The organism is Ferrovibrio sp. (assembly GCF_964218355.1).
Taxonomy (GTDB): domain Bacteria; phylum Pseudomonadota; class Alphaproteobacteria; order Ferrovibrionales; family Ferrovibrionaceae; genus Ferrovibrio.
This window is the reverse complement of record NZ_CAXPMC010000010.1, coordinates 17,431-42,780: the sequence shown is the minus strand read 5'-3', so window position 1 is coordinate 42,780 and position 25,350 is coordinate 17,431. Positions and strand designations below refer to the sequence as shown.

The window sequence follows — 25,350 nt, the reverse complement described above, 5'->3', positions numbered from 1 at the left end:
GGGGCCGGGAAAGGCGGCCGGGAAAGCGGCGGCACCCTACAGGAAAGCGGCGCGCGGCGGCCAGCATGGACCAATCGCGGTCCTTTGCCGGTGCCCGGAGAATCGCGGATTCACACCAAATCTGGTGCCTGATATCTGATCCGGCACAGCTTATCGGTGTGCATTCCGCGTTGCAGCACGCACATACCGGGTGTGCGGTTTTGGCAGTACTGCCGGCCGCCGGGCTTCGCCATAACTCCTCCGCCTCCGGCCGATCACGACCGGGCGGCACTTTCCCGTGGGCATGGGAAAGGCAACCGGACCCTGCGGCATGCGCGAGAGATACCAGCGGCATGCCAGCCGGCAGGCTCCTTCCTCGGATTCCGTATCCCTCCCTGACCGGAGGTGCGGCCGGCTTGTGCCGGCCGAGCGACTGCCTTTGTTGCCGCCGCGCCGGAAGGCCGGCGGTCTGCCAGCCCCCGGCCGGCCCCGCACGGGCCCCGGCCGCCCATGAAGGAATGTGACCATGCGCATCCGCAGCAGTTTCCTGCTTCTCATCCTGGTGATCGGCGTTCTCCTGCTGGGCGCCCTCGCCACCGTGATCAACGAGGCCCACCAGGAACGCCAGAGCACCGTTGCCGCCCGCGGCCTCGCCGCCACCCAGGGCGAGGTGCTGCGCCTGCTCGAACTGATCGGCATCGAGCGCGGCGCCTATAACGCGGCCCTGCGCAACGACGCCACCATGCGCGCCGACGACGAGTTCCTCGCCAAGCCGCGCAAGGTGACCGACACCACCATCGCTGCCGCTTTGGCCAATGCCGAGGCCTCCGGCCATCCGGCCATCAACACCACCGCCATCCGCTCGGTGCAGACCGGCCTGCAGGAATGGCGCAGGAAGGTCGAGGATGCCATTGCCAAACCGCTGGCCGATCGTCCCGCCGATGTGATGAAGGGCTATGTGCCGGCGCTGGCCGACATGGTCACCAGGCTGGCCCCGGTGCTGAACGCCATCGATGCCGCGATCAGCCATTCCGACAGTGACGTCGCCAACGCGATGGTGCTGGCCCGCCTGGCCGCCGACATGCGCGCCGAAGCCAGCATCCGCGGCACCACCTTCGTCAACATCATCGCCGCCGGCAAGCCGATCCCGCCGGCCACCCGCGTCTTCATCGCCGAACAGAGCGGCAAGGTCGACGCGATCTGGGCCCGCATCGTCATGTCGATGGGCATGATCGACGCCTCGGCCGACCTGAAGGATAAGGCCGAGCTGACCCGCAAGGCCTTCTACGGCGACCTGCAGCGGATCATGGAGAGCATCTTCGCCGCCAGCGAGAAAGCCGAGACCTATCCGTTTAGGGATGTCGCCGATTTCCGCACCCAGCAGAATCCGCTGCTGTATACCGCCGGCCATATGCGCGACGCCGCCATTGCCGATGCCCTGTCGGCGGCCGACCAGATGATCGCCACCCGCACCCGCACCATGATCGTGCAGTCCGTCGTCGCCGCCATCGCCGTGCTGCTGCTGGCCGGCGGCATCGTGTTCTTCCTGCGCCGGGTGATCTCGCCGCTGGGCGCGATGACCGGCACCATGACCCGCATCGCCAATGGCGAGCAGGCCGAGATCGGCTATGCCGGCCGCAGGGACGAGATCGGCGACATGGCCAAGGCGCTGGGCATCTTCCAGCGCAATGCGGAAGAGAAGGCCGCCCTCGAGGCGACGCAGCGTGCCCAGGCCGAGACCGAGTCCCGGCGCATGGCCGAGCAGCGCGAGCGCGAGGCGGCGATCAGCCGCGAGATCGCCGATTTCTGCGGCGCCATGGGCGACGGCGAATTCGCCCGCCGCATCGACCTCGCCGGCAAGGACGGCGTGTTCCGCGACCTGTCGCAGCAGCTGAACGGCCTGGCCGACACCATGCAGGCGATGATGGCCGACCTCGCCCATGTGCTGGGCGGCCTCGCTGCCGGCGACCTGACCCGCAGCACCACCGGCAGCTATCGCGGCGGCTTTGCCACCCTGGCCGATGCCGCCCGCGACACCACCGACCGCCTGCGCGATTTCGCCAGCCGCCTGCGCGGCAGCGCGGCAGCCGTCAACGAGGCCGCCGGCGAAATCTCGGCCGGCAGCCAGGATCTGGCCAGCCGCACGGAATCCCAGGCTGCCTCGATCGAGGAAACCGCCGCGTCGATGCACGAGATCACCACCACGGTGAAGCAGAATGCCGACAACGCCCAGGCCGCCAACCAGCTCGCCAGTGTCGCCCGCGACACCGCCGAGAAGGGCGGCAGCGTGGTGTCGGAAGCGGTGTCCGCGGTCAACCGCATCGAGGAGAGCGCCCGCAAGATCAGCGACATCGTCTCGCTGATCGACGAGATCGCCTTCCAGACCAACCTGCTGGCGCTGAATGCCTCGGTGGAAGCCGCGCGTGCGGGCGAAGCCGGCAAGGGCTTTGCCGTCGTCGCCCAGGAAGTGCGCGCCCTCGCGCAGCGTTCGGCCAATGCCAGCAAGGACATCAAGGCGCTGATCGCGGAATCGAATGCCCAGGTGAAAACCGGCGCCGACCTGGTCGGCCGCACCGGCAGCAGCCTCGAGGACATCGTCGGCGCGGTGAAGAAGGTGGCCGACATCGTCGCCGAAATTGCCGCGGCCAGCCGCGAGCAGGCCACCGGCCTCGACCAGATCAACACCGCCGTGGGCAGCATGGACGAAACCACCCAGCGCAACGGCGCGCTGGTGGAGGAGACCTCGGCCTCGGCCCAGGCGCTGTCCGGCCAGGCCGGCGAGCTGGCCGCGCTGGTCGCCTTCTTCAATACCGGCGATACTGCAGCGGCCGCGGCGCCGAAGGTGGTGAAGGCGCCGGTAAAAATGCAGCCGCGCCCCACCGCCGCGACCACCGCCATGGCCGCCGCCCGCCCGGCGGCAAGGCCGGCCGCACGGTCCGTCGCCAAGGCGGCGCCCGCCGTGGCCGGCAATACCGCACTGGCGGCCGACAGCGATGCCGACTGGCAGGAATTCTGAGGAGACCGGCCGATGAGCGAGACCCGCGAATACCTCACCTTCGCCATTGCCGGCCAGGATTACGGCATCGCCATCCTGGCGGTGCGCGAGATCCGCGGCTGGACGGCGGAAACGCCGCTGCCCAACGCGCCGGCCGGCGTACGCGGCATCATCAACCTGCGTGGCCAGGTGGTGCCGATCTTCGACCTGCGCATCCGCCTCGGCGCAGCCGCCACGCCGCCGACCGCCACCCATGTGGTGATCGTGGTCGAGGCGGCGGCCGGCTTCTTCGGCCTGCTGGTCGACAGCGTCTCGGACATCCTGGCACTGAACGACGGCGAATTGCAGCCGGTGCCGCCGACCGGCATGGCCGAGGACGATGCCTTCCTGACCGCCCTGGTGGCGCGCGAGGAGCGCATGGTCTCGCTGCTGGATCTCGACCGGCTGGTCGCCGGCCGCCAGGTCGATCCGCTGCTGCTGGACAGCGCCGCCTGACCGGCGGCACAGACGGCAAATCCGGGCGGGCAGCGATGCCCGCCTTTTTTATGGCCGGCGGCGCGCGGCCAGCCGGCGCAGCCGCTGCTGGCGGGCGCGGGTGATCGGCCAGCGCCAGACCAGCGCCACCGCAACCAGCTTGCCGGCCACCGGCAGCCAGGCATACAGCGCCGCCAGCACGAACAGCGCGCCCGGCCCGTTGCCGCCCGCAGGGCTGAAGCCGGCCAGGTCGAGCAGCGGGAAGGCGATGCCGATGGCGGCGGCCAGCGCCAGCTTGGTCGCCATGCCCCACAGCGCGAAGAACAGCCCGGCGCGGTCCTGCCGCTGCCGCGCCGCATCGAGGTCGATCACGTCGGCCTGCATCGCCGGCGGCAATGCGAGATCGGCGCCGAGGCAGAGGCCGGTCAGCACGGAGATGACCAGGAACAGCGGCGCGTCGCCGGCGCCGAGCAGCGGCACGAAGACGAAGACCGCGCAGTTCCACAGCATGGCGCCGCACCAGACCCGGTGCTTGCCGTAGCGCCGCGCCAGCCGCAGCCACAGCGGCACGGCGGCGATGCCGGCGCCGAAATACAGCAGCAGCACCAGCCCGGCGAGATCCGGCGCCGCCATCACATGGCCGACATAGAGCAGCACCAGCCCGGCCGGCAGGCCGTTGGCGATGCCGTTGACCAGCCAGGCCAGCAGCAGCCGGCGGAACGGTCCGTTGCGCCACAGGCCGCGCAGGGCCGCCGCACCGGGCCGCGGCGGCGCGGCGGCGGTGCCGTCCGGCACCCGCCAGACCGCCAGCAGCACGCCGGCCGGCAGCAGCAGCACGATGACAAGGCCGAGCGCCGCCACGCCGGCCCGGGTATCGGCGCCGAAGGCGGCCGGCAGTGCCGCGGCCGTCACCGTGCCGAGCACGGCGGCGGCCTCGCGCCAGCCGCTGATGCGGGTGCGCTGGTCGTAATCGCCGCTGAGTTCGGCGCCCCAGGCGTAATAGGGAATCTGGATCAGGCTGGCGCCCAGATAGAGCAGCATGGTCCAGCCCAGCAGATACCAGCCGCCGGCCGCGTCACCGGGGCGGAACAGCATCCAGGCCGCCAGCATCGCCAGCGGCAGGCCGGCCAGCAGCCAGGGCCGCCGCCGCCCGAACCGCGTCGGCCAGCGGTCCGACAGCAGGCCGGCCAGCGGATCGGTCGCCACATCCCACAGCCGCGCCGCGAATAACAGGCTGCCGACCAGCGCCAGGCTCAGGCCCGGCAGCCCGGCATAGAGTGCCGGCAGATGCACATAGAGCGGCAGCAGCAGCATGGCGCCGGGCAGCGCCGGCGCGGCATAGGCGGCAAGGGTCGGGCGGGACAGCGGCCGCAGCACGGGAGGCGCGGCGGCGGATGGCGGAACGGAGGAGGGCACCGCCGCAATGTAGGCCGGCGGCGGCCGGCGGCAAATCAGGGCGGCGTCACTTCACCCGGAAGGGCAGGTTGCCGGTGGCGGCCGCGCCCTTGCCGTCGCGCACGGTGACGAACAGGCGGTAATGGCCGGGTTCGAGGCCCGAGATGGCAACGCCTTTCGGGCCCGGCTCGCGCAGGGCCTGCGGAAAGCTCGGCGGCACGCTTTCGGCATCGCCGGAGGTTTTCAGGTCGGTGCTTTCCGCCATCACCGTCCACACCACGCCGAGCGGGTCGTTGTCGGGATCGCTGACCGCGATCTCGGCGCGGCGCGTCTCGCCCCGGGGCCAGTCGTCGCCGAGCGGGAAACGCAGCAGCGCGATGCGCGGCGCGCGGTTGGGATGCGTGGTGGCGCTGTTGACCGGGGTGGCGCCGCCGAAGGCGGCGGCCATCACCTCGGCCGCCTGCAGCCATTCGCCGCCCTGCAGCAGCAGGCTGTGCCAGGTTGGCGTCACCTCCTGCTTCTGGCCCCAGTAGAAGACGATCCGCCCCTGCACATGCGGCTGCCCCAGCGCCGTCAGGTAGCGCTGCAGCAGGGCCGCCTTCTCGGTGCTGCTCGGCTCGATGGCGGCCCCCCAGGGCGTGCGCGGCGCCGCCCATTGCCCGAGCGGGCCCATCTCGCTGACCACCAGCGGGCCGTTCCAGCCCTGGCCGTGCACGCGGTCGGCCAGGCCGGGCAGCGCGTCGCCGTAGGAATTGACCCCGAGCACCTGGATGCTCGGCGCGTGCCGGCGCAGGCGGGCGATCTTGTCCCTGCCCAGTTCGGCGATCACCGCCATCACCGGATGCTGCGGATCGAGCCGGCGCACCAGCCTTGCCGCATCCTCCAGCGCCGGCCACACCGCGGCATAGGCCGGGCTGTCGGCGGCAAGGTCGGCTTCCACCTCGTTGCCCAGGCCCCACATCAGCAGGGCCGGATGGTCGCGATAGCGCTCGACGAAGGCCTTCAGCTTTTCCAGCTGCGGGCCGACCTGGGCGAGATCGCCGTAGTCGAAGCCGCGGCGCGGATGTTCCAGCCAGAAGCCGGCGATCACCTTGAGGCCGGCCTTCTGCGCCTCGTCGAGCACATAGCCGGTCTCGTCGCCATAGGTGCGCACGGTATTGGCACCCAGGCCGCGCAGCAGCATCAGCCGACTCTGGCCGGCGGCGCCCTGCGGCGTGAAGATCTTGCCGTCGACCATGATCTGGCGGCCCTGCACCCGCACCTCGGCGGCGCCGGCGGCACCGGAAAACAGCGGCACCGCCGCCAGCAGGGCGGCAAGCAGGACGGAGAGCGCGGAGCGGGATTTCGGCATGGCCGTGACTCATGCCGCGAAGCCGCCGGCAAAGCAAGGACCGGACCGGCCGGTCGCGGTAAAATCCATGGGGAGGGCTGCAGCGGCAGACTGTCGCGGCCGCCGCTAGTCGTCGCCGGGTGCCGGTTCCGCCGCTGCCGCGGTTTCGCGCAGCGGAATCTCGCGCAGCTGCGCCACCACCGCCAGCGCGACGACGGCAATCGCCGCGCCGAGCCAGAACAGCTCGTGGAAGGCGCCGCCAATGGCCGCCGCCGCCGCCGGATGCAGGGCGGATGGCAGGCTGTCGAGCGCGCCATGGCCGGCATGCAGCAGGGCGGCGCCGGGCGATCCGCCCAGGGCCTCGGCAAGGCCCGTGCCACCCGGCAGGCCGGCGAAGCGGTGGTCGAGCCGGGCGATCAGCACGGCCCCGAACAGGGCGACGCCGAAACTGCCGCCCATGGTGCGGAAGAAGCTGACCGAGGCGGTGCCGACCCCCATGTCGCGCGGCTCGACCGCATTCTGCACGGCGACCAGCATCACCGGCATGACTAGGCCGATGCCGTAGCCGTTCACCGCCATGAACAGGCCGGTCAGCCACAGGGGCGTCGCCGCCGTCACCGTGGACAGCAGCAGCAGGGCCGTCGCCGCCAGGCTGAAGCCGATCAGCGGAAAGATCTTGTAGCGGCCGGTGCGCGACACCAGACGGCCCGCGGTGATCGCGCCGGCGACGGTGAAGCCGCTGAGCGGGATCAGCATCAGCCCGGCATCGCCGGATGTCAGCCCGTAGACCATCTGCAGGAACAGCGGCAGGAAGATCAGGCCGCCGATCATCACCAGCGCCACCAGCAGGTTGATGACGATGACGACGACATAGGTGCGGTTGCGGAACAGCCGCGGCGGCAGGATCGGCTCGGGCGCGCGGCGCTCCTGCAGGATGCTGAGGATCAGCAGGGCGGCGGCGGCGGCGGCAAGGCCCGCAATCGCCGGCGAGGTCCAGGCCAGTTCGTTGCCGCCCATGGTGGTGACCAGCAGGATGCAGGTGACCGCGGCGACGATCAGCACCGCGCCCATATAGTCGATGCGATGGCGCAGCCGCCGCGGCCGCAGCCGCGCCAGCGCCTTCTGCGACACGGCCAGCGCCGCCAGCCCGATCGGCAGGTTGATCCAGAAGATCCACGGCCAGCCGAGATGCTCGGCGAACAGGCCGCCCAGCACCGGGCCGGTCACGCTGGCCGCGGCGAAGACGCTGGCGATATAGCCCTGGTAGCGGCCGCGCTCGCGCGGGCTGATGATGTCGGCGATGGTGGCATGGGCCATGGCCAGCAAGCCGCCGCCGCCCAGGCCCTGCAGGGCGCGGAAGGCGATCAGCTGGCCCATCGAGTCCGCGAAGCCGCAAAGCAGCGAGGTCAGCAGGAAGACGCCGATGGCGGTCTGCAGCATGATCTTGCGGCCGTAGAGATCGGACAGCTTGCCGTAGATCGGGGTGACCGCGGTCGAGGTCAGCAGATAGGACGAGACGATCCACGACAGATGCTCGGCACCGCCGAGATCGGCGGCGATGCGCGGCAGCGCGGTGGCGATGATGGTCTGTTCCAGCGCGGCAAGGAACATGCCGAGCATCAGGCCGACCAGGACGACGATCTTCTCGCGATGGCTGAAGGCCGGCGGCGGAACGGCAGGGGCGGCAGGCGGGACGGGGACGGCAGGCTGGTCGGACATCTCGATCCGGGAGGGGCGGCGGACTGACTGCTTCTGTTACTAGTCCTCATACTGAGCAGCGGCAAGGAGATAGCGGCCCGGCCCCGCCCGCACATGGCAGCCATGACCACATTGCAGGGATGGGCAGCCGCCGCCCGCAGAATGGTCACGGACCCGCTGCCGGCCGGTCATGCCGGCTGCGCCGGGCGGCACTGGCTGGCCGGGCCGGCATCGGCTAGCTTGGCCGCCGCCCCGGACCCGCATATTCCACCCATGGAACGCCTGACATGGAACGCCTGATCGAACGCACGATTTTCGCCAGCCGCTGGGTGATGGCGCCTTTCTATCTGGGCCTCGCCGTGGCGCTGCTGCTGCTGCTGGTGAAATTCGTCCAGGAGCTGGTTCACGCCGTGCCGCTGGTCTTCAGCATGAGCGAGAGCGACCTCGTGCTGGTGATCCTCGCCCTGATCGACCTGTCGCTGGCCGGCAACCTGCTGCTGCTGGTGATCTTTTCCGGCTACGAGAATTTCGTCTCCAAGCTGGATGTCGGCGACCACAAGGACCGGCCGTCCTGGATGGGCAAGATCGACTATTCCGGCATGAAGCTGAAGCTGGTGGCCAGCATCGTCGCCATCTCGGCGATCCAGCTGCTGCGCGCCTTCATGAATATCGAGCATATGGACAGCGAGCGGCTGGCCTGGCTGGTCGGCATCCACATGACCTTCGTGGTGTCGGGCGTGCTGCTGGCGCTGATGGACCGGCTGAGCGAAAGCGCCGGAAAGGACTGATCCTGCGCCGCGCCGCCGTCCTGCTGCCTCTGCTGCTGGCCGGCGCCGTGCTGGCCGGCTGCGCCGGCCGCTTCGACGGCTTCGCACCGCTGCCGGCAGCCGTGCAGCGCCCGCATCCGCAGGCGGTGCCGCATCCGGCGCGCGGCGGCGGGCTGCTGGACCGCCTCGATCCCGCGCGGTCGGTGCTGCCGCTGGCGCTGGCCGGCGCGCTGGTCGATTACCGCGCCGGCGTGCGCCACGGCTTCCGCGATGCCTATGATGCCGGCTTCAACAGCGTGATCGCCGATCCGGGCCAGCCGCAGGCGGCCGTGCGCGCCGCCGCGGAAGGCTCGCGGCTGCTGGTGCTGAGCGACGATGCCGCGGCCGCCGAGGGCGACCCGCTGCTGCTGGATTCGCGGGCCGCCCTGCTGGTGCCGGTGGCCGCGCCGGCCGATCTCGGCCGGCTGGCCGCCGCCGTGCGCGCCGCGCCGGAGCGGCCGGTCTGGGCCCTGCTGCGCGCCCATGCTGATCCGGCCGGCGGCATCGCCATGCCCGACCCGCAGACCGCGCGGCTGCTGGCCTTCGGCGCGCTGGCGGCCGGCGCCGGCGGCCTGGTCTGGCAGGGGGAAGACAATTACGTGGCCCGCAATGCCGGCCTGCTCGGCATCGCCGCGGCGCCATCGCTGGATTACGGCATCCGCACCGATCCGGCCAGCGGCCGCCAGCCCTACCGCGCCACCCCGGCCGATGTCGCCGCGTCGCGCCGCCTGTGGGATGCGGTCGCGCAGCTGAACCGGCAGATCGCGCGGCTGGCGCCGATGCTGCTGCGGCCCGACGATCCGCAGGCCTACACCGCCGGCATCCCGGCAGCGGCCGCCGGTGCGGCACCGGCCCTGCGCCTGCTGCTGAAACCCTGGGATGGCGACGCAGATCCGCGCCGCCTGCTGCTCGCGGTCAATCCCGGCGACGACGCCGTCGATATCCGCATCGGCTTCGGCCGCGCAGTGTCGCGCGTCGAACGCTGGCAGGATGACGATCCGGAACCGCCGGAGACCGATCCTGCGCGCGGCCTGCTGCGCGACCGGCTGCCGCCGCGCGGCGTGCGGCTCTACCGCATCACTTACTGAGGCGGGCCTGCTGAGACGGACTTACTGAGACGGGTCGGCGCCGGGCAGCAGCAGCCCGCGCAGGGCATCGGCCACCGCCGCCCTGTCCTTCGGCGCGGCGACGAAGCTGCAGGCGGCCCGGTCCGGCGCGGTGACGGTGACGGCGATGCCGCGTTTCGGACAGATGCCGAGGCAGCGCACGCGTGCCACCCGCACATCCTTCCTGTGGCCGGCAGCCTTCATCGCCTGCTTCACGGCATCGGCCAGATCGGCACCGCGGCCGCCCTCGCATTCGGAGCAGACCAGCACCAGCCCGGTCGACCAGTCGGGATCGACGGGATGCAGCGGCGGCAGATCATGTTTGGACATCGGACACTCGGCAGGCGGGACGGGGCCCGTCTTATGTATGGCAGGCCGGCGCCGGCGCAACCCCTGCCGCGGCCGGCGCGTCATGGGCGAGATCGTCGAGGATCGGGCAGTCCGGCCGGTGATCGCCGTGACAGGCCTCGGCCAGATGCTGCAGGCTGCGCTTCATCGCCTGCAGTTCGGCGATCTTTGTGGTCAGTTCGCCGATATGGCGCAGGGCAATGTCCTTCACCGCCGCCGAAGGCCGGCTGCGGTCGCGCCACAGGCCCAGCAGCAGGCGGATATCGTCCAGCGCGAAGCCGAGATCGCGGGCACGGCGGATGAATCGCAGCATATGCACGTCGGTGCCGGAATAGACGCGGTAGCCGCCGGCGCTGCGGCCGGCTTCCGGCATCAGGCCGACGCTTTCGTAATAGCGGATCATCTTGGCACTGACGCCGGATGCCGCACTTGCCTCGCCGATATTCATCTCCTGCAGTCTCCCGTCATTGTGGCCGCCAGCGTTTCAGCAGCAGCGCATTGGCCAGAACCGATACCGAGCTGAGCGCCATCGCCGCGCCGGCAATCATCGGATTGAGCAGCCCGAAGGCGGCCAGCGGAATGCCGACCAGATTGTAGGCGAAGGCCCAGAACAGGTTCTGGCGGATCTTCGCATCGGTGGCCCGCGCGATGGCGATGGCGTCGGCCACCAGCGCCGGATCGCCGCGCATCAGCGTGATGCCGGCGGTGTGCATGGCCACATCCGTACCGCTGCCCATGGCGATGCCGACATCGGCCGCCGCCAGTGCCGGCGCGTCATTCACGCCGTCGCCGACCATGGCGACCGGGCCGGCGGCCTCCCTGCGCAGGCTGGCAATCAGGCGCGCCTTGTCCTGCGGCAGCACTTCCGCCTCGACGCGATCGATGCCGAGCCGGCGCCCCACAGTCGCGGCGGCGCCGCGGCTGTCGCCCGACAGCATGGCGGTGGCGATGCCCATGTCCCGCAGCCGGGTGATTGCCGCCGCCGCCGTCGGCTTGGGTTCGTCGCCGAAGCCGACCAGGCCGAGCAGCTTTTTTTCCGGCGCGGTCTGCGCCAGCCACGATACCGTGCGGCCGGCCTGCGCCAGCTGCTGCGCGCGCGCCTGCAGGGCGGCGGTGTCGATGCCCTGTTCCTGCATCAGCCGGGCATTGCCGAAGGCGAGCATGCGGTCGCCGGGCCGTCCGGCAAGCCTGCCGGTGAGCCTGCCCGTGATGCCGCGGCCGGCATGGTCACGGAAATCCGCGACCGCCTGAAGCCGGCCGGTATCGCCGGCCCTGCGCCGCACGGCTTCCGCCAGCGGATGCTGCGAGCCGGCCTGCAGCGACGCGGCATCGGCCAGCAGGGCATCGCCGTCGCCGCCATCGGCCGCGATGATGTCGGTGACCTGCGGCCGCCCCTCCGTCAGGGTGCCGGTCTTGTCGAAGGCCACCAGCTGCAGATGCCGCGCCTGTTCCAGGGCACCGGCATCCTTGATCAGGATGCCATGCCGCGCCGCCATGCCGGTGCCGACCATCAAAGCTGCCGGCGTGGCGAGGCCGAGCGCGCAGGGACAGGCGATCACCAGCACGGCGATGGCATGCACCAGCGCCGTTTCGGCATCCAGGCCGGCGACGAGGAACGCCGCAAGGAAGGTGGCGATGGCAACCGCCACCACCGCCGGCACGAAGACCGCGCTGATGCGGTCGACCAGCTTCTGGATCGGCGGCTTGCTGGCCTGCGCGCTTTCCACCAGCCGCACGATGCGGCCCAGCGCCGTCTCGGCGCCGGTGGCGGTGACGCGGGCGACGATCATGCCGTCGCGGTTGATGGTGCCGGCATGCACGGCGGCACCGGCACCGCGGTCGACCGGCAGACTTTCGCCGGTCAGCATCGCCTCATCGATGCTGCCATGCCCTTCGGTGATCTCGCCATCGGCGGCGAAGGCCTCGCCGGCCCGCACCACCAGCCGCATGCCGGGCTGCAGGGCCGCGGTCGGCACCTCTTCCTCGCGGCCGTCATCGCGGCGGATGCGCGCGGTGGCGGGCCGCAGCTTCATCAGGGCGCGCATCGCCGCGACGGTCTGGCCCTTGGCCCGCGCCTCCAGCCATTTGCCGATGCGCACGAAGGCGATGATCGCCGCCGAACCCTCGAAATACAGATGCGGCATGGCGCCGGCCGGCGCCGCCAGCAGCATCCAGGTGCTGAGGCCCCAGGCCGCCGAGGTGCCCAGCGCCACCAGCAGGTCCATATTGCCGGTTCCCGCCTTCAGCGCGCTCCAGCCGGCGCGGTAGAAGCGCCAGCCAAGCAGGAACTGCACCGGCGTGGCGATGGCGAACTGCACCCAGCCCGGCAACATCAGGTCGTGCCGGCCGGCCAGTTCGAAACCCATGCCGGCCATCAGCGGCAGGCTGAGCGCCAGCGTCAGCAGGGCGAGGTTGCGTTCGCGCATCGCGGCCACCGCCCGCGGATCGGTATCCGGCGTCTCGTCGGTGGCGGCCGCGATGCGATCGTCAAAAGGGCGGGCGTGATACCCCGCCTTCTCCACGGCGGCGACCAGGGCGGCGGCATCGCTGCCCCGGGGCAGCGTCGCCTCCGCCGTCTCGCCGGCCAGGTTGACGCTGGCCGCAGTCACGCCGGGCACGGCCAGCAGGGCCTTCTCGATCCGGCCGGCGCAGGAGGCACAGCTCATGCCTTCGATCTGCAGGCGGACCTGCTGCTGCGGCACCTCGTAGCCGGCCCTGCGCACCGCGGCGACCAGCGCGGCGGCATCGGCCGCCGCGCCCGGCACGTAGGCGACATGGGCGGTTTCGCCGGCCAGGTTGACACTGGCTTCGGCAACCCCGGGCACGGCGCGCAGGGCCTTCTCGACCCGGCCGGCGCAGGAGGCACAGCTCATGCCCGTGACCGCCAGGTCGATGGCGGCTGGGAGTGAAACTGGCGGTGAAAGCGGCGTATGGGCGGTCATGGCAGGGGCTTTCGCTGGGTGGCGGGATTGCCTGCCCCCTCAGATAAGGCTTCCCATCATGGGAAGGTCAAGGGCCATCATGGGCAACCACCGCCGGAGCGGCCTCGCCCTGTGGCATGGGCGCAGGGCCGCTATTCGCGCAAGAGTTTGATGGTTACCGGAATTTTAGCAATTCGCGCCTGCTCCGGCGGAAACCTTCCATCGCCAAACGAGAAATTTCTGTTAGGGTCCGCAACATGGATTTCCTGGCCTCCCTGCCGGTTCCGCTCACCATTTCCAGCCGCCGGTTCCTGGCCCTGTGGGACGGCTGGCGGGATGGCGCGCTGCTGCCCCGGCGACACCGGCTCGACACCGCGGCGCTCGGCGACCTGCTGGGGCATTGCCTGCTGCTGCAGATCCGCGGCCATGACGACATGCCGATCCGCTTTGCCGGCAACACGATCCGCGAATTGCTGGGCGCCGAACTGGCCGGCACCAACTATCTCGACCTGACCGCGCCGGAAAACCGCCGGCGCCGCGCCGACCTGCTGCTGACCGAGGTGGCGCAGCCCTGCGCCGCCGTCATCTATTACTGGCTCAGTTTCGAGCAGGGCGGCGAGATGCCGGTCGAGCTGGTTTCCGCCCCGATGCTGGCCGATGACGGCGACATGGCGTCGCTGGTGGTGGCCTGCGCCACGCCGCTGACCGGCAGCGGCGACAGCAGCATCGTCGAGCGGGCCTCCTATGCCGAAGGCGACGGCCTGCACTTCATCAATATCGGCGCCGGGCTGCCGCCGGGCGTGGCCGCCATCGGCCGGCCGGTTGGCGAGATGCAATGACCCCGCCGGATCGCACGGACCGCAACCTGATCCGCGAGCTGCTGGCCGCACGCGACGGCAGCAGCATCCCGATCCTGCGCCGGCCGGATGCGGCGGCGCGGCCGGAGCCGTCACCGCTGGACGGACTCGCCACCGACAGCCGGCACCTGTTCGAGGCCTGGAAGGAGTGGCGCGGCACGGCATTGCTGCCGCGGCGCAGCGCCATGGACCTGGTGGCGATCAGCCGGCTGATGCCGCGCCTGGTGGTGATCGACGTGCATGCGCCCGACCATGCGGTGTTCCGGCTGGCTGGCACCGAGATCGAGGAACAGTACGGCCAGCGCCTGACCGGCCGCAGCTATGTGAAGATGGTGGCGCTGGAACGGCAGCAGCGCCGCGGCGAATTGCTGTGGCGCGTGGCCCAGCAGCCCTGCGGCGCCCTGCAATATGTCAGCATCAGCTGGGCGTCGGGCCGGCAGCGCGATCTCGAATTCTTCGGCCTGCCGATGCTGCCCGACCGCGAAGGCGAACCGGTGCAGATTCTGGGTGTGGTCAGCCGCCTGCCGGCGCCGGTCTGGGGCCGGACTGACAGCGTGACCGGCATCCGCGGCCTGACGCTGCATTTCATTGATATCGGCGCCGGCATTCCGGCTGCCCTCTAGCGGCCGCGCTTCAGGCGGCGAGCCCGGCAGGCCCCGTTTCTGCCTTCACGTCGAAATGCAGGGCCGCAAAGGCCTCGGTCAGCAGATGCACGCTGCCCGGCTGCTCGCCGCTGCGCATGCCGGTCAGCAGCAGCCGGTCGTCGGGCAGCAGCGGCACGGTGCGCAGCACCGCGAAGGCGGCGTCGATGGGCAGCGGCAGGCCGCGCTGGTTGCCGAAGCCGGCATTCGAGACGGTGGCGATGCGCAGGCCGCGCGCGGCCAGCGACGCAATCGGTGCCTGCAATCCCTGCTGCACTTTCTGGCCGGGCCGCCGGGTGCCGAACAGCAGCACCGCCAGCGTCCCCGCAAAGCCATCGATGCAGGCAATCCGTGCGGCATCGAAAACCAGCGGATCGTCCGGATGCACGATCACGAGAACCTGGCGCGGACCGGTGCGGCTCATCTCAGGCCGCCCGGGATCCGGCAGCGGCGGAAACGGTGCGGATGCGCGACAATCCGGCAGCGGACATGGGACTTGGCCTCGGGGCTGGTTGGCGGGTCTGCCCTGCTCCGGCGCGGATCACACGCGAGACGAGGAACAGGGCCCTCCAGCTACACTTTGCGCGCGGCCAAAAAACAAGTTATCAAATGGTAAGGTTCTTGGTTGAATAGCATTTACGCAGAATAACGCGGCCACAGGTATCCGAAGATGCAGGTATCCGAAGAGGCCGGCCACAGGCGCGGGGGTCCGAGATGAGCAGTGGCTCTGTCACCATCCTGGTCGTGGAAGATTCCAAGCCGGTCCGCATGGCGCTGGGCGCCGCGCTGACGGCGGCCGGCTACGGCATTCTGGAAGCCCCCAGCGGCGAAGACGGCCTGCAGCAGGCCGATGGCGCCGGCCTCATCCTGCTCGATCTCGGCCTGCCCGGCATCAGCGGCTTCGAGGTGCTGGAAACCCTGCGCGGCACATCGCAGGTGCCGGTGATCGTGCTGTCCGGCCTGGACGAGACCGACGCCAAGATCCGCGCCCTCGATCTGGGCGCGGATGACTATGTCACCAAGCCTTTCGAGCCCGGCGAATTGCTGGCCCGCGTGCGGGCAGCCCTGCGCCGCCATGCGGGCAACAGCCAGCCGGACAGCGTGCAGGTGGGGCCCTTCGAGATCGACACCGTCACCGGCGAAACCCGGCGCGGCGAGCGGCCGGTGCGGCTGTCGCCGATGGAGGCCCGCTTCGTGCGCATGCTGGCCCAGCGCTGCGGCCAGCCGGTCGGCACCAAGACGCTGGTGCAGGAACTCTGGGGCGCCGACAATCCCGAACAGCGCCAGGCCCTGCGCGTGCTGGCGCGCAAGGTGCGCTGCAAGCTGGAGAAGGACCCGGACGCACCGGAAATCCTGCTGACCGAGCCGCGGCTGGGTTACCGGCTGATCGATGCCGAGCCGGCGGCGGCCGGCTGAGGCCGCCCGGCCGCCGCTTCTTCCGGTATCCCTGTTTTCTGGTGGTCAGGCGGCTTTCTGGTGGTCAGGCGGCCAGCCGCGCCAGCAGGTCGCTGCCCGGCGCCGCCGGCTTGCCGCCATAGACATGCCGCACCAGGCCGGCGAGTTCGCCCGCCATGCCGAAGGCCGGCGGCAGATGCCCCGAAATCATCAGCCGCGGGTCCAGCCGCATGATCGCCTGCAGCGCCTGGGCCAGGGCATCGCGGTCGGCCATGGCCAGCCAGGGTGCGTCGAGCGCCGACCAGGCGGCAAGGCCGGCCTCGAGCGTGGCCGGCGCGATGGCGGCCGCCGTCTCCTCGGGCTGCGGCAGCAGGGCCCCGAAGGCATCGACGCAGAACAGGCTGCGGGTCTTGGTGTCGAAGAAGCCGGTGCTTTCCGGCGCGTCGTAATAGGGCGGCCGCACGGGCACCAGCTCGCGGTCCGGCAGCACGAAGGCGGCATCCGGGTCCAGCAGCTGCACGCGGTCGAGCGGCAGGCCCTGCAGTTCCATCTTGGCCAGGCCGAGGAAGCCGGTCAGCACCGTTGCGCGCGGCGCCGCATCCAGCACCCGGACCAGGTTGCCGGCATGGTCGGCATCGGTGTGGCTGAGCCAGATCCAGCGCAGGTCGGCCGGGTCGATGCAGGCCTCCAGCGCCGCCATGAAATCATCGCCCAGCGCCGCCACCCCGGTATCGACCAGCATCGGCTCGGCGCCGCGGACCAGATGCGCATTGGCGCAGAGCAGGCCATGGCCGGGCACCGGCAGCCAGGCCGGCAGGCAGAAATAGTCCTGGCCCAGCGCCTGCGGCGCCAGCATGCGGGGGGTGTCGGGGGGTGCGGACATGGGGGTTCCTTCCGTATCGTCAATTTCAGTGAACATAATTGTTCACGTGGCGGCGATGTACGAAGGCTGCCGGCCCTTGTCAAGCAATAAATAAACATCTATGTTCATCGAATATGGCCAGGCGCAGTTACACCCAGACGAAACGCGCGGAAAACCGCGACGACACCCATGCCCGCATCGTGGCCGCCGCGGCCGAACTGCATGAGGAGCTGGGCCCGGCCCGCACCACGATCAGTGCCATCGCCGAGCGGGCGGGGGTGCAGCGCCTGACCGTCTACCGGCATTTCGACGACGACGCGGCCCTGTTCGCCGCCTGCTCGGCCCACTGGCTGGCCGGGCATCCGCTGCCCGATCCGGCCGCCTTTGCCGGCATTCCCGGCCATGACGAGCGGCTGCTGACGGCGCTGACGGCGCTGTATACCTATTTCCGCGCCACGCGGCGGATGTGGACGGGCTGCTACCGCGACCTCGACCTGCTGCCTTCCCTGCAGGCGACGATGGCGCAGACCGCGGCCTGGCTGGCGGATTTCGCCGCGCGGCTGGCGAGCGGGCCCGATTCCGGGCCGGCGGCGCGCGCCACCCTGCTGCATGCCGTGCAGTTCTCCAGCTGGGCCTCGCTGGATGCCCAGGGGCTGGATGACGGCGAGATGGCGGATCTGGTGCTGGGCTGGCTGGCCGGCCTGCGGCCGCCGGAAACCGCGAAGAAATAGCGCCGGTTGGGCCGGCCCGTTCAGGGACGGGCGGCGGCCCGCTGCACCCGGCCGAGCAGGTCGAGCAGGGTGGCGCGTTCCGACGGGCTGAGTTCGCCGGCGATCTTCGCCTCGTGGCGCTCGATCAGGGTCAGCGCCTTGCGGTAGACCCGCTGGCCCTCGGCGGTCAGGGTCAGGGCGTGGGCGCGGCGGTCATTGGCGACCGGCCGGCGCTCGACCAGACCGCGCCTTTCCAGCTTGTCGACGGCGGCGACGATGGTGGAACGGTCGACACCGAGCGCGGCACCCAGTTCGATCTGCTTCAGCCCGGCATTGGCCTGCACGATGGCCAGCACGCCGAACTGGCCCGGGGTCAGGCCGGCGCTCTCGATCTTGGCCGTCACCATGTCCATGAAGGCGCCGAACACCGCCTCCTGGGTGCGGCGCAGATTGTAGCCGAGCAGGCCCGGCAGCACGCCGAGATCGTCGCGCCGGGGCGGGGCGGCGGCATCATCCGCAGCCGGCCTTTTCCGCCGGGTACCGGGCTTTTCCGGCGCCGCAGCGGTCTTCACGGAAATGTTCGCATCGGCCACTTGGCAATCCTGTCCGGTCAACCCATATCGACTTTAGTCGCAGCGGCATCCGTCGCTGCGCCGCCCGAAAGATCCCCCCCTTCCGGGCCACCATGGCGCATTCCATGTGCGCGAAACGCCCGGTTCGTCCCCCCGACCGGGCGTTTTTTCTTGTTCCGCCAGCCGCATCGCAGCCATCCGCCGACGGACAGAGGATTGATAGCCGATCCCGTCGCAATCGGCAAATCCCCTGATTGTTTGTCATGCTAACAATTTGACAGGCCACAATTCCCTGCCTAGTATCCGGCACTATATTTTCCCCGGTCTGCAGTCTTTGGGAGGAGAACGCAGCCTTGGCCCACAGCGTCACCGTCCGCCAGCTGCCCGAACCGGTCCTTGTCGAGGATGGCGACACCATCCTGCTGGCGGCCCAGTTTTCCGGCCATGAATACCCGGCCAGCTGCGCCTCGGGCAATTGCGGCGCCTGCAAGTCGCTGCTGATCCGCGGCGATGTCGAGCTGCTGCCCTATTCCGAATTCGCCCTGACCGACGAGGAGCGTGCGGCCGGCCTGATCCTCGCCTGCCGCGCCCAGCCGCTGGGCGACTGCGAGGTGGCCTGGCTGGAGGAGGGCGAGATCGCCGCGCATCCGCAGCGCAAGCTCGACTGCCGCGTGACCGCCAATGATGCGATGACCCACGACATCCGCCGCATCCGCCTCGCCATCGAGGCCGGCGGTCCGTTCGACTTCTCGGCCGGGCAGTATGCCGCCGTCAGCTTCGCCGGCCAGCCGGCCCGCGACTATTCGATGGCCAGCCGGCCCGGCAGCGACAGCCTCGAATTCCATATCCGCCTGGTGCCCGGCGGCAGGGTCAGCCCCTTCGTGCTGGAGGGCCTGAAGCCCGGCGACCGCGCCACCGTCGAGGGCCCGCGCGGCATTTCCTTCCTGCGCGAGCATCATACCGGGCCGATCATCGCGCTGGCCGGCGGCTCCGGCCTCGCACCGGTGAAAGCCATCGTCGAACGCGCGCTGGCGCTCGGCATGAAACAGCCGATCCATTTCTATTTCGGCGTCCGCGACGAGCGCGACCTCTATCTGGAAGACCATTTCCGTGCGCTGGAAAAGCAGCATGGAAATTTCACCTTCACGCCGGTGCTGTCGCAGCCCTCGGGCGAGACGGCACGCCGCACCGGCTTCCTCGCCGACGCCGTGAAGGCCGACCATGCCGATCTCGACGGGGCGCGCGCCTATCTGTGCGGGCCGCCGGTGATGGTGGAAACCTGCATGACGGCGCTGACCGCCGCCGGGCTGGCACGCGAATGCTGCCATGCCGATGCCTTCTATACCGAGGCCGACAAGGCTGCGCTGACCAGGGGTGCCGCATGAGCAAAGAGCTTCAGGACCGCGTGGCGCTGGTTTCCGGCGGCGGCCGCGGCATCGGCCTGGCGATTGCGAAAGACCTCGCATCGCGCGGCGCGAAGGTCGTGATCGCCGATAACGGCACCGGCATCGACGGCATCGGCGCCGATCCTGCCGTGGCCGAAGCCGCCGCCAGGGAGATCGGCGGCACGGCCTTCGCCGACAGCATCGCCAGCCCCGGCGCGGCAGCAGCGGCCGTCGACCTCGCCGTGAAAAAACACGGCGCCATCGACATCGTGGTCAGCAACGCGGCGATCCTGCGCGATGCCTTCATCTTCAAGGGCGATGCGGCGAATTTCGAGGCCGTGCTGCGCACCAACCTGTTCGCGGCCTTCTATCTCGCCAGCGCCGCCACGCCGCATATGCGCGAGCAGCAGAAAGCGGGGCGCAGCTACGGCCGCATCGTCAACATCACCTCGTCGGCCGGCCTCTACGGCAATTTCGGCCAGTCGGCCTATGCGGCGGCCAAGGCCGGGCTGGTCGGCCTGACCCGGGTGATCGCCATGGACATGGCCCGCGCCGGCGTCACCTGCAACGCCATCGCGCCGTTTGCGGCAACGCGGGTGACCGACAGCATCCGCCCGGCCAATGACGAGCAGGCGGCTTACAAGGAACGCGCGTTGCGCGTGAGCCCTACACATGTCGCCACCGTGGTCGGCTGGCTGGCTTCCGATGCCGGCGCGACGGTCACCGGCCAGCTGTTCGGGGTGCGCGGCCGCGAAGTCTTCCTGTTCGGCCAGCCGCGCCCGGCGGCGCGCATCGCCAGTGCGGGCCGCGACTGGGATATCGCGTCTCTGGCCGCGGCGGCCGCCAGCGATCTCGCGCCGCATTACACCGACATGAAGACCGACCTCGAAGCCTTCAACACCGAACCCGTCGTCTGAGGAGACACAGATGAGCAGCACCGCCCCCACCGTGAAGACTGCCGCCGAGCTGAAGGACCAGCCGGAGGAATTCCGCACCGCGCTGGAAAAGATCGTCATCAGCCATGCGGTCAACGAGCTGTATGGCGCCCGCGTGTTCGACGAGCCGGCCATCGCCTTCGCGCCGCACCCTTACGCCAAGTGGCTGACCTGCCGCGTGGCCATGGAGGAATACGGCCATCACGTGCGCTTCCGCGATCTCGGCGTCGAGATGGGCATCCCGGCCGAGAAGATGGTGCCCGGCGGCGACAAGAAGCCGCTGTCGATCTTCGAATTCCCGCTCAAGACCTGGGCCGAGTTCTGCGCCATCAAGGCCATCGCCGACTTGGCCGAGATCCTGCAGGTGGAAGATCTCGCCCACTGCTCCTTCCTGCCCCTGCGCAACCTCGCCCGCATGACCATGCCGGAAGAGCGGTTCCATGTGCAGTTCGGCAAGGATTTCTGCAAGGAGCTGTGCCAGACCGAACAGGGCCGGCATGACGTGCAGGATGCCATCAACCGCTATTTCCCCTATCTGCCGTCCTTCTTCGGCCGGCCGCGCTCGAAGAACAACGAGATCTACCGCAAATGGGGCATCAAGGCGCGCAGCAACGAGGACATGCTGGCCGACTACCTGACCAAGGCGAAGGAAGTCGTCGAGGGTGAGCTCGGGCTGAAGCTGCCGGAATACAAGGCGGCGGCGTAAGGCAAAGTCTGCTATTCTCGATATCCCGCCGGCCCGGGGCGGGAAAAGGACGGTTCCGATGACCCAGCATGCCCAGATCGATCGTGCCAACACAGATTCGGCTGTCATGCAGCAGCGCAAGGCCTATTACGACCGGATCGGCCGCCACAAGCTGGCGCCTTTGTGGGAGGTGCTGCACGGTCTGGTGATCCCGCAGCCGAAAAGCGCCTGCCAGCCGGCTTTGTGGCAGTATGCCGATATCCGCGACGAGATCATGGAGGCCGGCCGGCTGATCACCGCGAAGGAAGCCGAACGCCGGGTGCTGGTGCTGGAGAACCCCGGCATGCCCGGCCAGTCGAAGATCACGACGGCGATCTATGCCGGCCTGCAGCTGATCCTGCCGGGTGAGGTCGCGCCCTCGCACCGGCACAGCCAGTCGGCCCTGCGTTTCGTGGTCGAGGGCAGCGGGGCCTACACGGCGGTGGACGGCGAGAAGACCATCATGGAAGAGGGCGACTTCATCATCACGCCGTCCTGGACCTGGCACGACCACGGCAATGAGTCGACCGAGCCGATGGTGTGGATGGACGGCCTCGACATCCCGCTGGTGCAGACCATGGACTGCTCGTTCATGGAACGCTACCCTGAGGACAGCCAGCCGCTGTCGAAACCGACCGGCGATGCGCTGGCCCGCTACGGTTCGGGCCTGCTGCCGGTGGATCACGAGGTGCGCACGCCGACCTCGCCGGTTTTCAACTATCCCTACCGCCGCACCCGCGAGGCGCTGGAGACCATGCGCCGCGCGGAAAGCTGGGACCCCTGTCACGGCCTCAAGCTGCAGTATGTCAATCCGGCGACCGGCCAGAGCGCGATGCCGACCATCGGCACCTTCATGCAGCTGCTGCCGAAGGGTTTCGCGGGCGAGACCTACCGCTCGTCGGATGCCACGGTGTTCAGCGTGGTGGAAGGCAGTGGCTACACCATGGTCGGCGAAGGGGATGCCGCCCAGCGTTTCGACTGGGGCCGGCGCGATACCTTCGTGATTCCGAGCTGGGTGCCGCATCGCCACCATGCGCCGACGGGCGATGCGGTGATCTTCAGCTTCTCGGACCGGCCGGTGCAGAAGCTGCTCGGCCTGTGGCGCGAAAGCCGCGGCAACCGCTGATGACGACGAAGATCCACAAGCTGGTCGAGGTCGCCAACGATGTCGACGAAGACGAAGACGACAGCACCGGTCTGCCGCCGATGAGCGACGAGCTGGACGGCCTGCGCGCGGTGGCGCGGCTGGCGAAGCTGGCCGGCAATATCGGCTGGTTCAACGCGGTCGGCCAGCCGCTGGAACCCTCCGAGCTGGCCGATGCCGAGGCCTATGTTGCCGGCCTGGGCTTTCCCGATGTCGGCGTTGCCGCGGTCGAGGACTGGCAGGGCGCGGCGGCGGCCGCACAGGCGCCGGACTGGCGCGAGGACTGGTGGCAGGCGGAAGAACAGATGCGTCAGGCCCTGCTCGGAGAAGCGCTGGCGATCAATCCGGAGCACGACCTGATGGTGGCGCTCAGCCATGTGGCGGCCAAGGCCGGCGAAGTGGCGCATGGCCTTGCCGCCGTCTCGGCGGCGCGGCATGGCGTGGCCGACCAGGCCTTGATCCGCGTGGCCGCCGGCGCCGCCAGCCAGGCCGCCTACCAGGCGGCTCTGGTGCTGGCAGCAGACGGCGATGCCGAGCATCCCTTCGCGGTGAAGTTCCGCCTGTTCGAGGCCGGCCGCCTGCCGCTGGGCATCGTCGGCAGCACGTTCAATATTTTCTAGGCGCAGACATTCTTCTATCTTCTTCCGGATTTCATCGGGAGGAGATGCTTGTGAATACTCTGGTGCGCACTCTTGCTACTGTCTTGCTCTCGGCTGCGACCGTGGCAGCCTGCACGCCCCTTACACCCCCGTCACAGGAGCTTCCGAGCCTTACGGCGCGGGCCAACGGCGGCGATGTTGATGCGCAGCTTCGGCTTGCGCAGATGTATGACAGCGGCGTCGGCGCACCTGCGAATGCCGAGGAAGCCGAGAAATGGTACCGCCGGGCGGCTGAGACCGGGAACGCCGAGGGGCAGAACGGCCTGGGGAGCGGCGCACAGGCAAAACGGCGCTATGAAGAGGCCCGCCGCTGGTATGAGCTTGCAGCTCAGCAGAATCACGCCATGGCCATCGCGAATCTTGGCGCATTGTACGATCTGGGCCTTGGTGTGCCTCAGGACAGGAAACGTGGGTTCGATCTGTATATGCGCGCCGCCGATCTGGGTGAGCCGATGGCCATGTGGAATCTGGCCAACATGTATGGCGCCGGTCAACTGGGAGCAAAGGATATGGTCACGGCCTGCATCTGGACACGCCGGGCCCTGTATTATTCCGAGATCGGCAGTGCCGTCGCCTTTCACGCCTCGCGCGCCATGTCTGCCATGACTAAGGCGCTGTCACTTCAGGATCTGCAGGCCTGTGCTCAGCAGGAGCACGACTGGAAACCCATGAAATCGTGACGGTAACTCACCGCTCGCTGTCGGCGATCTCCCTGCGGCGGCCGTAGAAATACACGCCGACGACAATGGCGCCGACCACCAGGCTGAGCGCGATGCCGAGGATCATCGGCACCGTCGCCGCCGGGTCGAGTTCGGCCTGCATGCCATTCCAGAAATCGAAGGCCATGCCGGCCGCCACCAGCAGGGCCCCCAGCATGGCCAGCGTCATGACAATGGCAAAGATGCGGTCGGTGCGGGTCATCACAGCCCTCGCGGCTTTTCGGGTTCGGTCTGATCTTCCAGCTTGTGCGGCACCGGGGCAAAGGCCAGCATGGGCGGCAAAATGCCGCAAAGACCGTCCCTGCATACCGGAGGAAACCGACCGCCATGCCCAGCCGCGAAACCCTGGAAGCGTTCATCGCCGCCGTTGAATCCAACGATCATGTGGCGGCAATCCGCGATTTCTACACTGAAGACGCCAGTATGCAGGAGAACCTGACCGAGCCGCCGCGCCAGGGCCGCCAGACCCTGATGGATCATGAGGCCGCGGTGCTGAAGCGGGTGAAGGGCGTGCGCAGCCGCTGTGTGCGGCCGGTTCTGGTCGCGGGCGACACCGTCGTCGTGCACTGGATTTTCGAGTTCGACCTGCCCGACGGCCGGGTGCGGCGCATCGAGGAACTGGCGCACCAGACCTGGAAGGGTGAGAAAATTCACCGCGAGCGCTTTTACTACGATCCCGCCCAGATGAAATAATGCCGCGGCCGGGATGCTTCGTTCGGGGCCGAAGCATCACACGCCCGCCTTCTGCCATGCCTGCATCACGGAGACATTCATGACTGCCCTGCATCCCTCCCTGACCCATCCCTCCCAGGCCGAAAAGGCCGCCCGCTTCGCCGCCCTGCACCGGGATGGCGGCTGTTTCGTGCTGCCCAATGCCTGGGACCTGCCGAGCGCGGCGCTCATCGCCGAGGCCGGCTTTCCGGCGCTGGCCACCACATCCTCGGGCATCGCCTTTGCCGGCGGCCTGGCCGATGGCGAGAAGATCGGCGTCGAACGCATGTTCGCCGTGGTCAGCGACATCGCCCGCCGCGTGCCGCTGCCGGTGACCGGCGATCTCGAATCCGGCTATGGCCCGACGCCGGAGCATGTGGCGCAGGCGGTGCGCCGCGCCATCGATGCCGGCATGGTCGGCGCCAATATCGAAGATACCGACCCGGCGACGCGGCAGCTGTTCGATCCCGATCTCAGCGTCGCCCGCATCCGCGCCGGCGTCGATGCCGCCCGCGCCGCCGGCCTGCCGGATTTCGTGCTCAATGCCCGCACCGATCCGGTGCTGTTCAACATGGGCGGTCCGGACGCGGCCTTCGCCGAGGCGGCAAGGCGCGCCAAAGCCTATTTCGATGCCGGGGCGAAATCGGTGTTCGTGCCGGGGCTGTTCGATCTCGATGCGATCACGCGCATGGCCGCCGCGATTGCGCCGGCGCCGCTGAACGTGATGGTCTCGACCGGGCGGCCGATGCCGCCGCTTCAGGATCTGCGCCGCGCCGGCCTGCGCCGGCTGACGCTGGGCGGCAGCCTGATGCTGGCCACCTACGGCTTCACGCAGCGCCTGCTGGCCGACCTGGCGAAGCCGGATGCCACATTCGGATATGCGGCGGACGGCATCACCCATGTGGCGATGACCAGGCTGGTGGAAGGCTACCGGTGATCCTGATTCTCTATCGTCGCTCCCGCGCAGGCGGGAGCCCAGCTTCG

At 69.6% G+C, this 25,350-nt stretch carries 26 protein-coding genes; 16 read left to right on the top strand and 10 right to left on the bottom strand.

The window, feature by feature from the left end:
- The first annotated feature begins 505 nt into the window (after positions 1–505).
- Positions 506–2,995 (top strand): methyl-accepting chemotaxis protein, encoded by a 2,490-nt coding sequence (locus tag ACEQZY_RS06650; RefSeq protein ID WP_370153178.1) that lies wholly within the window; start codon positions 506–508, stop codon positions 2,993–2,995.
- A 12-nt stretch (positions 2,996–3,007) separates the two neighbouring features.
- Positions 3,008–3,469, top strand: a complete 462-nt coding sequence (locus ACEQZY_RS06645; RefSeq protein WP_370153176.1) for a chemotaxis protein CheW — start codon at positions 3,008–3,010, stop codon at positions 3,467–3,469.
- Between the two features lie 48 nt (positions 3,470–3,517).
- Here the strand turns inward: ACEQZY_RS06645 and ACEQZY_RS06640 are convergent, their stop codons facing one another.
- The 3 genes from ACEQZY_RS06640 to ACEQZY_RS06630 all read right to left on the bottom strand — a co-directional run bounded on the left by ACEQZY_RS06640 (position 3,518) and on the right by ACEQZY_RS06630 (position 7,892).
- Complete coding sequence (locus ACEQZY_RS06640) at positions 3,518–4,825, bottom strand: MFS transporter (protein ID WP_370153174.1); 1,308 nt, start codon at positions 4,823–4,825, stop codon at positions 3,518–3,520.
- Between the two features lie 85 nt (positions 4,826–4,910).
- On the bottom strand, positions 4,911–6,194 hold the full coding sequence (locus ACEQZY_RS06635) for a glycoside hydrolase family 2 TIM barrel-domain containing protein (protein WP_341705504.1): 1,284 nt from the start codon (positions 6,192–6,194) through the stop codon (positions 4,911–4,913).
- Positions 6,195–6,299: 105 nt separating this feature from the next.
- On the bottom strand, positions 6,300–7,892 hold the full coding sequence (locus ACEQZY_RS06630; RefSeq protein ID WP_341705505.1) for an MDR family MFS transporter: 1,593 nt from the start codon (positions 7,890–7,892) through the stop codon (positions 6,300–6,302).
- A gap of 266 nt (positions 7,893–8,158) precedes the next feature.
- On the opposite strand from ACEQZY_RS06630, the gene ACEQZY_RS06625 reads away from it, so the two are divergent.
- Positions 8,159–8,659, top strand: a complete 501-nt coding sequence (locus ACEQZY_RS06625; protein ID WP_341705506.1) for a TIGR00645 family protein — start codon at positions 8,159–8,161, stop codon at positions 8,657–8,659.
- Positions 8,660–8,706: 47 nt separating this feature from the next.
- Positions 8,707–9,765, top strand: a complete 1,059-nt coding sequence (locus tag ACEQZY_RS06620; protein WP_370153171.1) for a hypothetical protein — start codon at positions 8,707–8,709, stop codon at positions 9,763–9,765.
- Between the two features lie 21 nt (positions 9,766–9,786).
- On the opposite strand, the gene ACEQZY_RS06615 is transcribed toward ACEQZY_RS06620, so the two are convergent.
- Genes ACEQZY_RS06615 through ACEQZY_RS06605 form a run of 3 tightly spaced genes read right to left on the bottom strand, consistent with a single transcriptional unit; the run spans position 9,787 to position 13,073 of the window.
- A complete protein-coding gene (locus tag ACEQZY_RS06615) occupies positions 9,787–10,113 on the bottom strand; it encodes a (2Fe-2S) ferredoxin domain-containing protein (RefSeq protein WP_341703990.1) in 327 nt (108 codons plus the stop codon).
- 31 nt (positions 10,114–10,144) lie between these two features.
- A complete protein-coding gene (gene cueR, locus ACEQZY_RS06610; protein WP_341703989.1) occupies positions 10,145–10,579 on the bottom strand; it encodes a Cu(I)-responsive transcriptional regulator in 435 nt (144 codons plus the stop codon).
- 16 nt (positions 10,580–10,595) lie between these two features.
- Positions 10,596–13,073, bottom strand: a complete 2,478-nt coding sequence (locus tag ACEQZY_RS06605) for a heavy metal translocating P-type ATPase (protein ID WP_370153169.1) — start codon at positions 13,071–13,073, stop codon at positions 10,596–10,598.
- A gap of 236 nt (positions 13,074–13,309) precedes the next feature.
- On the opposite strand from ACEQZY_RS06605, the gene ACEQZY_RS06600 reads away from it, so the two are divergent.
- Positions 13,310–13,891, top strand: a complete 582-nt coding sequence (locus ACEQZY_RS06600; protein ID WP_370153167.1) for a PAS domain-containing protein — start codon at positions 13,310–13,312, stop codon at positions 13,889–13,891.
- On the top strand, positions 13,888–14,532 hold the full coding sequence (locus ACEQZY_RS06595) for a PAS domain-containing protein (protein ID WP_341703985.1): 645 nt from the start codon (positions 13,888–13,890) through the stop codon (positions 14,530–14,532). Before ACEQZY_RS06600 ends, ACEQZY_RS06595 begins: the two co-directional genes overlap by 4 nt.
- Before the next feature lie 10 nt (positions 14,533–14,542).
- Here the strand turns inward: ACEQZY_RS06595 and ACEQZY_RS06590 are convergent, their stop codons facing one another.
- Positions 14,543–14,974 carry a hypothetical protein gene (locus ACEQZY_RS06590; RefSeq protein WP_341703984.1) on the bottom strand — a complete coding sequence of 144 codons (432 nt, stop codon included), beginning with the start codon at positions 14,972–14,974 and terminating at the stop codon, positions 14,543–14,545.
- Between the two features lie 290 nt (positions 14,975–15,264).
- On the opposite strand from ACEQZY_RS06590, the gene ACEQZY_RS06585 reads away from it, so the two are divergent.
- Positions 15,265–15,966, top strand: coding sequence for a response regulator transcription factor (locus tag ACEQZY_RS06585; RefSeq protein WP_341703983.1), 702 nt, complete (start codon positions 15,265–15,267; stop codon positions 15,964–15,966).
- A 64-nt stretch (positions 15,967–16,030) separates the two neighbouring features.
- On the opposite strand, the gene ACEQZY_RS06580 is transcribed toward ACEQZY_RS06585, so the two are convergent.
- Positions 16,031–16,828: an MBL fold metallo-hydrolase gene (locus tag ACEQZY_RS06580; RefSeq protein ID WP_370153165.1), complete on the bottom strand. Its 798-nt coding sequence runs from the start codon at positions 16,826–16,828 to the stop codon at positions 16,031–16,033.
- Positions 16,829–16,941: 113 nt separating this feature from the next.
- On the opposite strand from ACEQZY_RS06580, the gene ACEQZY_RS06575 reads away from it, so the two are divergent.
- Positions 16,942–17,538, top strand: a complete 597-nt coding sequence (locus tag ACEQZY_RS06575) for a helix-turn-helix domain-containing protein (protein WP_341703981.1) — start codon at positions 16,942–16,944, stop codon at positions 17,536–17,538.
- Between the two features lie 20 nt (positions 17,539–17,558).
- Here ACEQZY_RS06575 and ACEQZY_RS06570 read toward each other — a convergent pair whose 3' ends face one another.
- Positions 17,559–18,110: a MarR family transcriptional regulator gene (locus ACEQZY_RS06570; RefSeq protein ID WP_341703980.1), complete on the bottom strand. Its 552-nt coding sequence runs from the start codon at positions 18,108–18,110 to the stop codon at positions 17,559–17,561.
- Positions 18,111–18,442: 332 nt separating this feature from the next.
- Between ACEQZY_RS06570 and ACEQZY_RS06565 the strand changes: the two genes are divergently transcribed.
- The 6 genes from ACEQZY_RS06565 to ACEQZY_RS06540 are packed head-to-tail and all read left to right on the top strand — an operon-like array spanning position 18,443 to position 23,616.
- Positions 18,443–19,474, top strand: coding sequence for a 2Fe-2S iron-sulfur cluster-binding protein (locus tag ACEQZY_RS06565; RefSeq protein WP_370153162.1), 1,032 nt, complete (start codon positions 18,443–18,445; stop codon positions 19,472–19,474).
- Positions 19,471–20,391 carry an SDR family NAD(P)-dependent oxidoreductase gene (locus tag ACEQZY_RS06560; protein ID WP_370153160.1) on the top strand — a complete coding sequence of 307 codons (921 nt, stop codon included), beginning with the start codon at positions 19,471–19,473 and terminating at the stop codon, positions 20,389–20,391. Before ACEQZY_RS06565 ends, ACEQZY_RS06560 begins: the two co-directional genes overlap by 4 nt.
- A 10-nt stretch (positions 20,392–20,401) precedes the next feature.
- The gene (locus ACEQZY_RS06555; RefSeq protein WP_341703977.1) at positions 20,402–21,115 is read left to right on the top strand and encodes a Phenylacetic acid catabolic protein; all 714 of its coding nucleotides are present in this window, start codon (positions 20,402–20,404) and stop codon (positions 21,113–21,115) included.
- A 58-nt stretch (positions 21,116–21,173) separates the two neighbouring features.
- On the top strand, positions 21,174–22,259 hold the full coding sequence (gene gtdA / locus ACEQZY_RS06550; protein WP_341703976.1) for a gentisate 1,2-dioxygenase: 1,086 nt from the start codon (positions 21,174–21,176) through the stop codon (positions 22,257–22,259).
- Entirely contained in the window at positions 22,259–22,897 is a 639-nt protein-coding gene (locus tag ACEQZY_RS06545) for a hypothetical protein (protein ID WP_341703975.1), read from the top strand. The genes gtdA and ACEQZY_RS06545 overlap by 1 nt, the downstream gene beginning before the upstream one ends.
- A 50-nt stretch (positions 22,898–22,947) precedes the next feature.
- The gene (locus tag ACEQZY_RS06540; protein ID WP_341703974.1) at positions 22,948–23,616 is read left to right on the top strand and encodes a tetratricopeptide repeat protein; all 669 of its coding nucleotides are present in this window, start codon (positions 22,948–22,950) and stop codon (positions 23,614–23,616) included.
- A gap of 7 nt (positions 23,617–23,623) precedes the next feature.
- On the opposite strand, the gene ACEQZY_RS06535 is transcribed toward ACEQZY_RS06540, so the two are convergent.
- Positions 23,624–23,857: a hypothetical protein gene (locus ACEQZY_RS06535; protein ID WP_341703973.1), complete on the bottom strand. Its 234-nt coding sequence runs from the start codon at positions 23,855–23,857 to the stop codon at positions 23,624–23,626.
- 125 nt (positions 23,858–23,982) lie between these two features.
- On the opposite strand from ACEQZY_RS06535, the gene ACEQZY_RS06530 reads away from it, so the two are divergent.
- On the top strand, positions 23,983–24,348 hold the full coding sequence (locus ACEQZY_RS06530) for a nuclear transport factor 2 family protein (RefSeq protein WP_341703972.1): 366 nt from the start codon (positions 23,983–23,985) through the stop codon (positions 24,346–24,348).
- 79 nt (positions 24,349–24,427) lie between these two features.
- Positions 24,428–25,303, top strand: coding sequence for an isocitrate lyase/phosphoenolpyruvate mutase family protein (locus tag ACEQZY_RS06525; RefSeq protein WP_370153157.1), 876 nt, complete (start codon positions 24,428–24,430; stop codon positions 25,301–25,303).
- Positions 25,304–25,350 lie beyond the last annotated feature (47 nt).

Coding starts and splice junctions, on each gene's coding strand:
- ACEQZY_RS06630 (WP_341705505.1), bottom strand. CDS start 7,892: ATGTCCGACCAGCCTGCCGTCCCCGTCCCGCCTGCCGCCCCTGCCGTT.
- cueR (WP_341703989.1), bottom strand. CDS start 10,579: ATGAATATCGGCGAGGCAAGTGCGGCATCCGGCGTCAGTGCCAAGATG.
- ACEQZY_RS06535 (WP_341703973.1), bottom strand. CDS start 23,857: ATGACCCGCACCGACCGCATCTTTGCCATTGTCATGACGCTGGCCATG.
- ACEQZY_RS06645 (WP_370153176.1), top strand. CDS start 3,008: ATGAGCGAGACCCGCGAATACCTCACCTTCGCCATTGCCGGCCAGGAT.
- gtdA (WP_341703976.1), top strand. CDS start 21,174: ATGACCCAGCATGCCCAGATCGATCGTGCCAACACAGATTCGGCTGTC.
- ACEQZY_RS06580 (WP_370153165.1), bottom strand. CDS start 16,828: ATGTCCGCACCCCCCGACACCCCCCGCATGCTGGCGCCGCAGGCGCTG.
- ACEQZY_RS06625 (WP_341705506.1), top strand. CDS start 8,159: ATGGAACGCCTGATCGAACGCACGATTTTCGCCAGCCGCTGGGTGATG.
- ACEQZY_RS06605 (WP_370153169.1), bottom strand. CDS start 13,073: ATGACCGCCCATACGCCGCTTTCACCGCCAGTTTCACTCCCAGCCGCC.
- ACEQZY_RS06545 (WP_341703975.1), top strand. CDS start 22,259: ATGACGACGAAGATCCACAAGCTGGTCGAGGTCGCCAACGATGTCGAC.
- ACEQZY_RS06560 (WP_370153160.1), top strand. CDS start 19,471: ATGAGCAAAGAGCTTCAGGACCGCGTGGCGCTGGTTTCCGGCGGCGGC.
- ACEQZY_RS06525 (WP_370153157.1), top strand. CDS start 24,428: ATGACTGCCCTGCATCCCTCCCTGACCCATCCCTCCCAGGCCGAAAAG.
- ACEQZY_RS06585 (WP_341703983.1), top strand. CDS start 15,265: ATGAGCAGTGGCTCTGTCACCATCCTGGTCGTGGAAGATTCCAAGCCG.
- ACEQZY_RS06590 (WP_341703984.1), bottom strand. CDS start 14,974: ATGAGCCGCACCGGTCCGCGCCAGGTTCTCGTGATCGTGCATCCGGAC.
- ACEQZY_RS06575 (WP_341703981.1), top strand. CDS start 16,942: ATGGCCAGGCGCAGTTACACCCAGACGAAACGCGCGGAAAACCGCGAC.
- ACEQZY_RS06600 (WP_370153167.1), top strand. CDS start 13,310: ATGGATTTCCTGGCCTCCCTGCCGGTTCCGCTCACCATTTCCAGCCGC.
- ACEQZY_RS06650 (WP_370153178.1), top strand. CDS start 506: ATGCGCATCCGCAGCAGTTTCCTGCTTCTCATCCTGGTGATCGGCGTT.
- ACEQZY_RS06595 (WP_341703985.1), top strand. CDS start 13,888: ATGACCCCGCCGGATCGCACGGACCGCAACCTGATCCGCGAGCTGCTG.
- ACEQZY_RS06555 (WP_341703977.1), top strand. CDS start 20,402: ATGAGCAGCACCGCCCCCACCGTGAAGACTGCCGCCGAGCTGAAGGAC.
- ACEQZY_RS06530 (WP_341703972.1), top strand. CDS start 23,983: ATGCCCAGCCGCGAAACCCTGGAAGCGTTCATCGCCGCCGTTGAATCC.
- ACEQZY_RS06615 (WP_341703990.1), bottom strand. CDS start 10,113: ATGTCCAAACATGATCTGCCGCCGCTGCATCCCGTCGATCCCGACTGG.
- ACEQZY_RS06635 (WP_341705504.1), bottom strand. CDS start 6,194: ATGCCGAAATCCCGCTCCGCGCTCTCCGTCCTGCTTGCCGCCCTGCTG.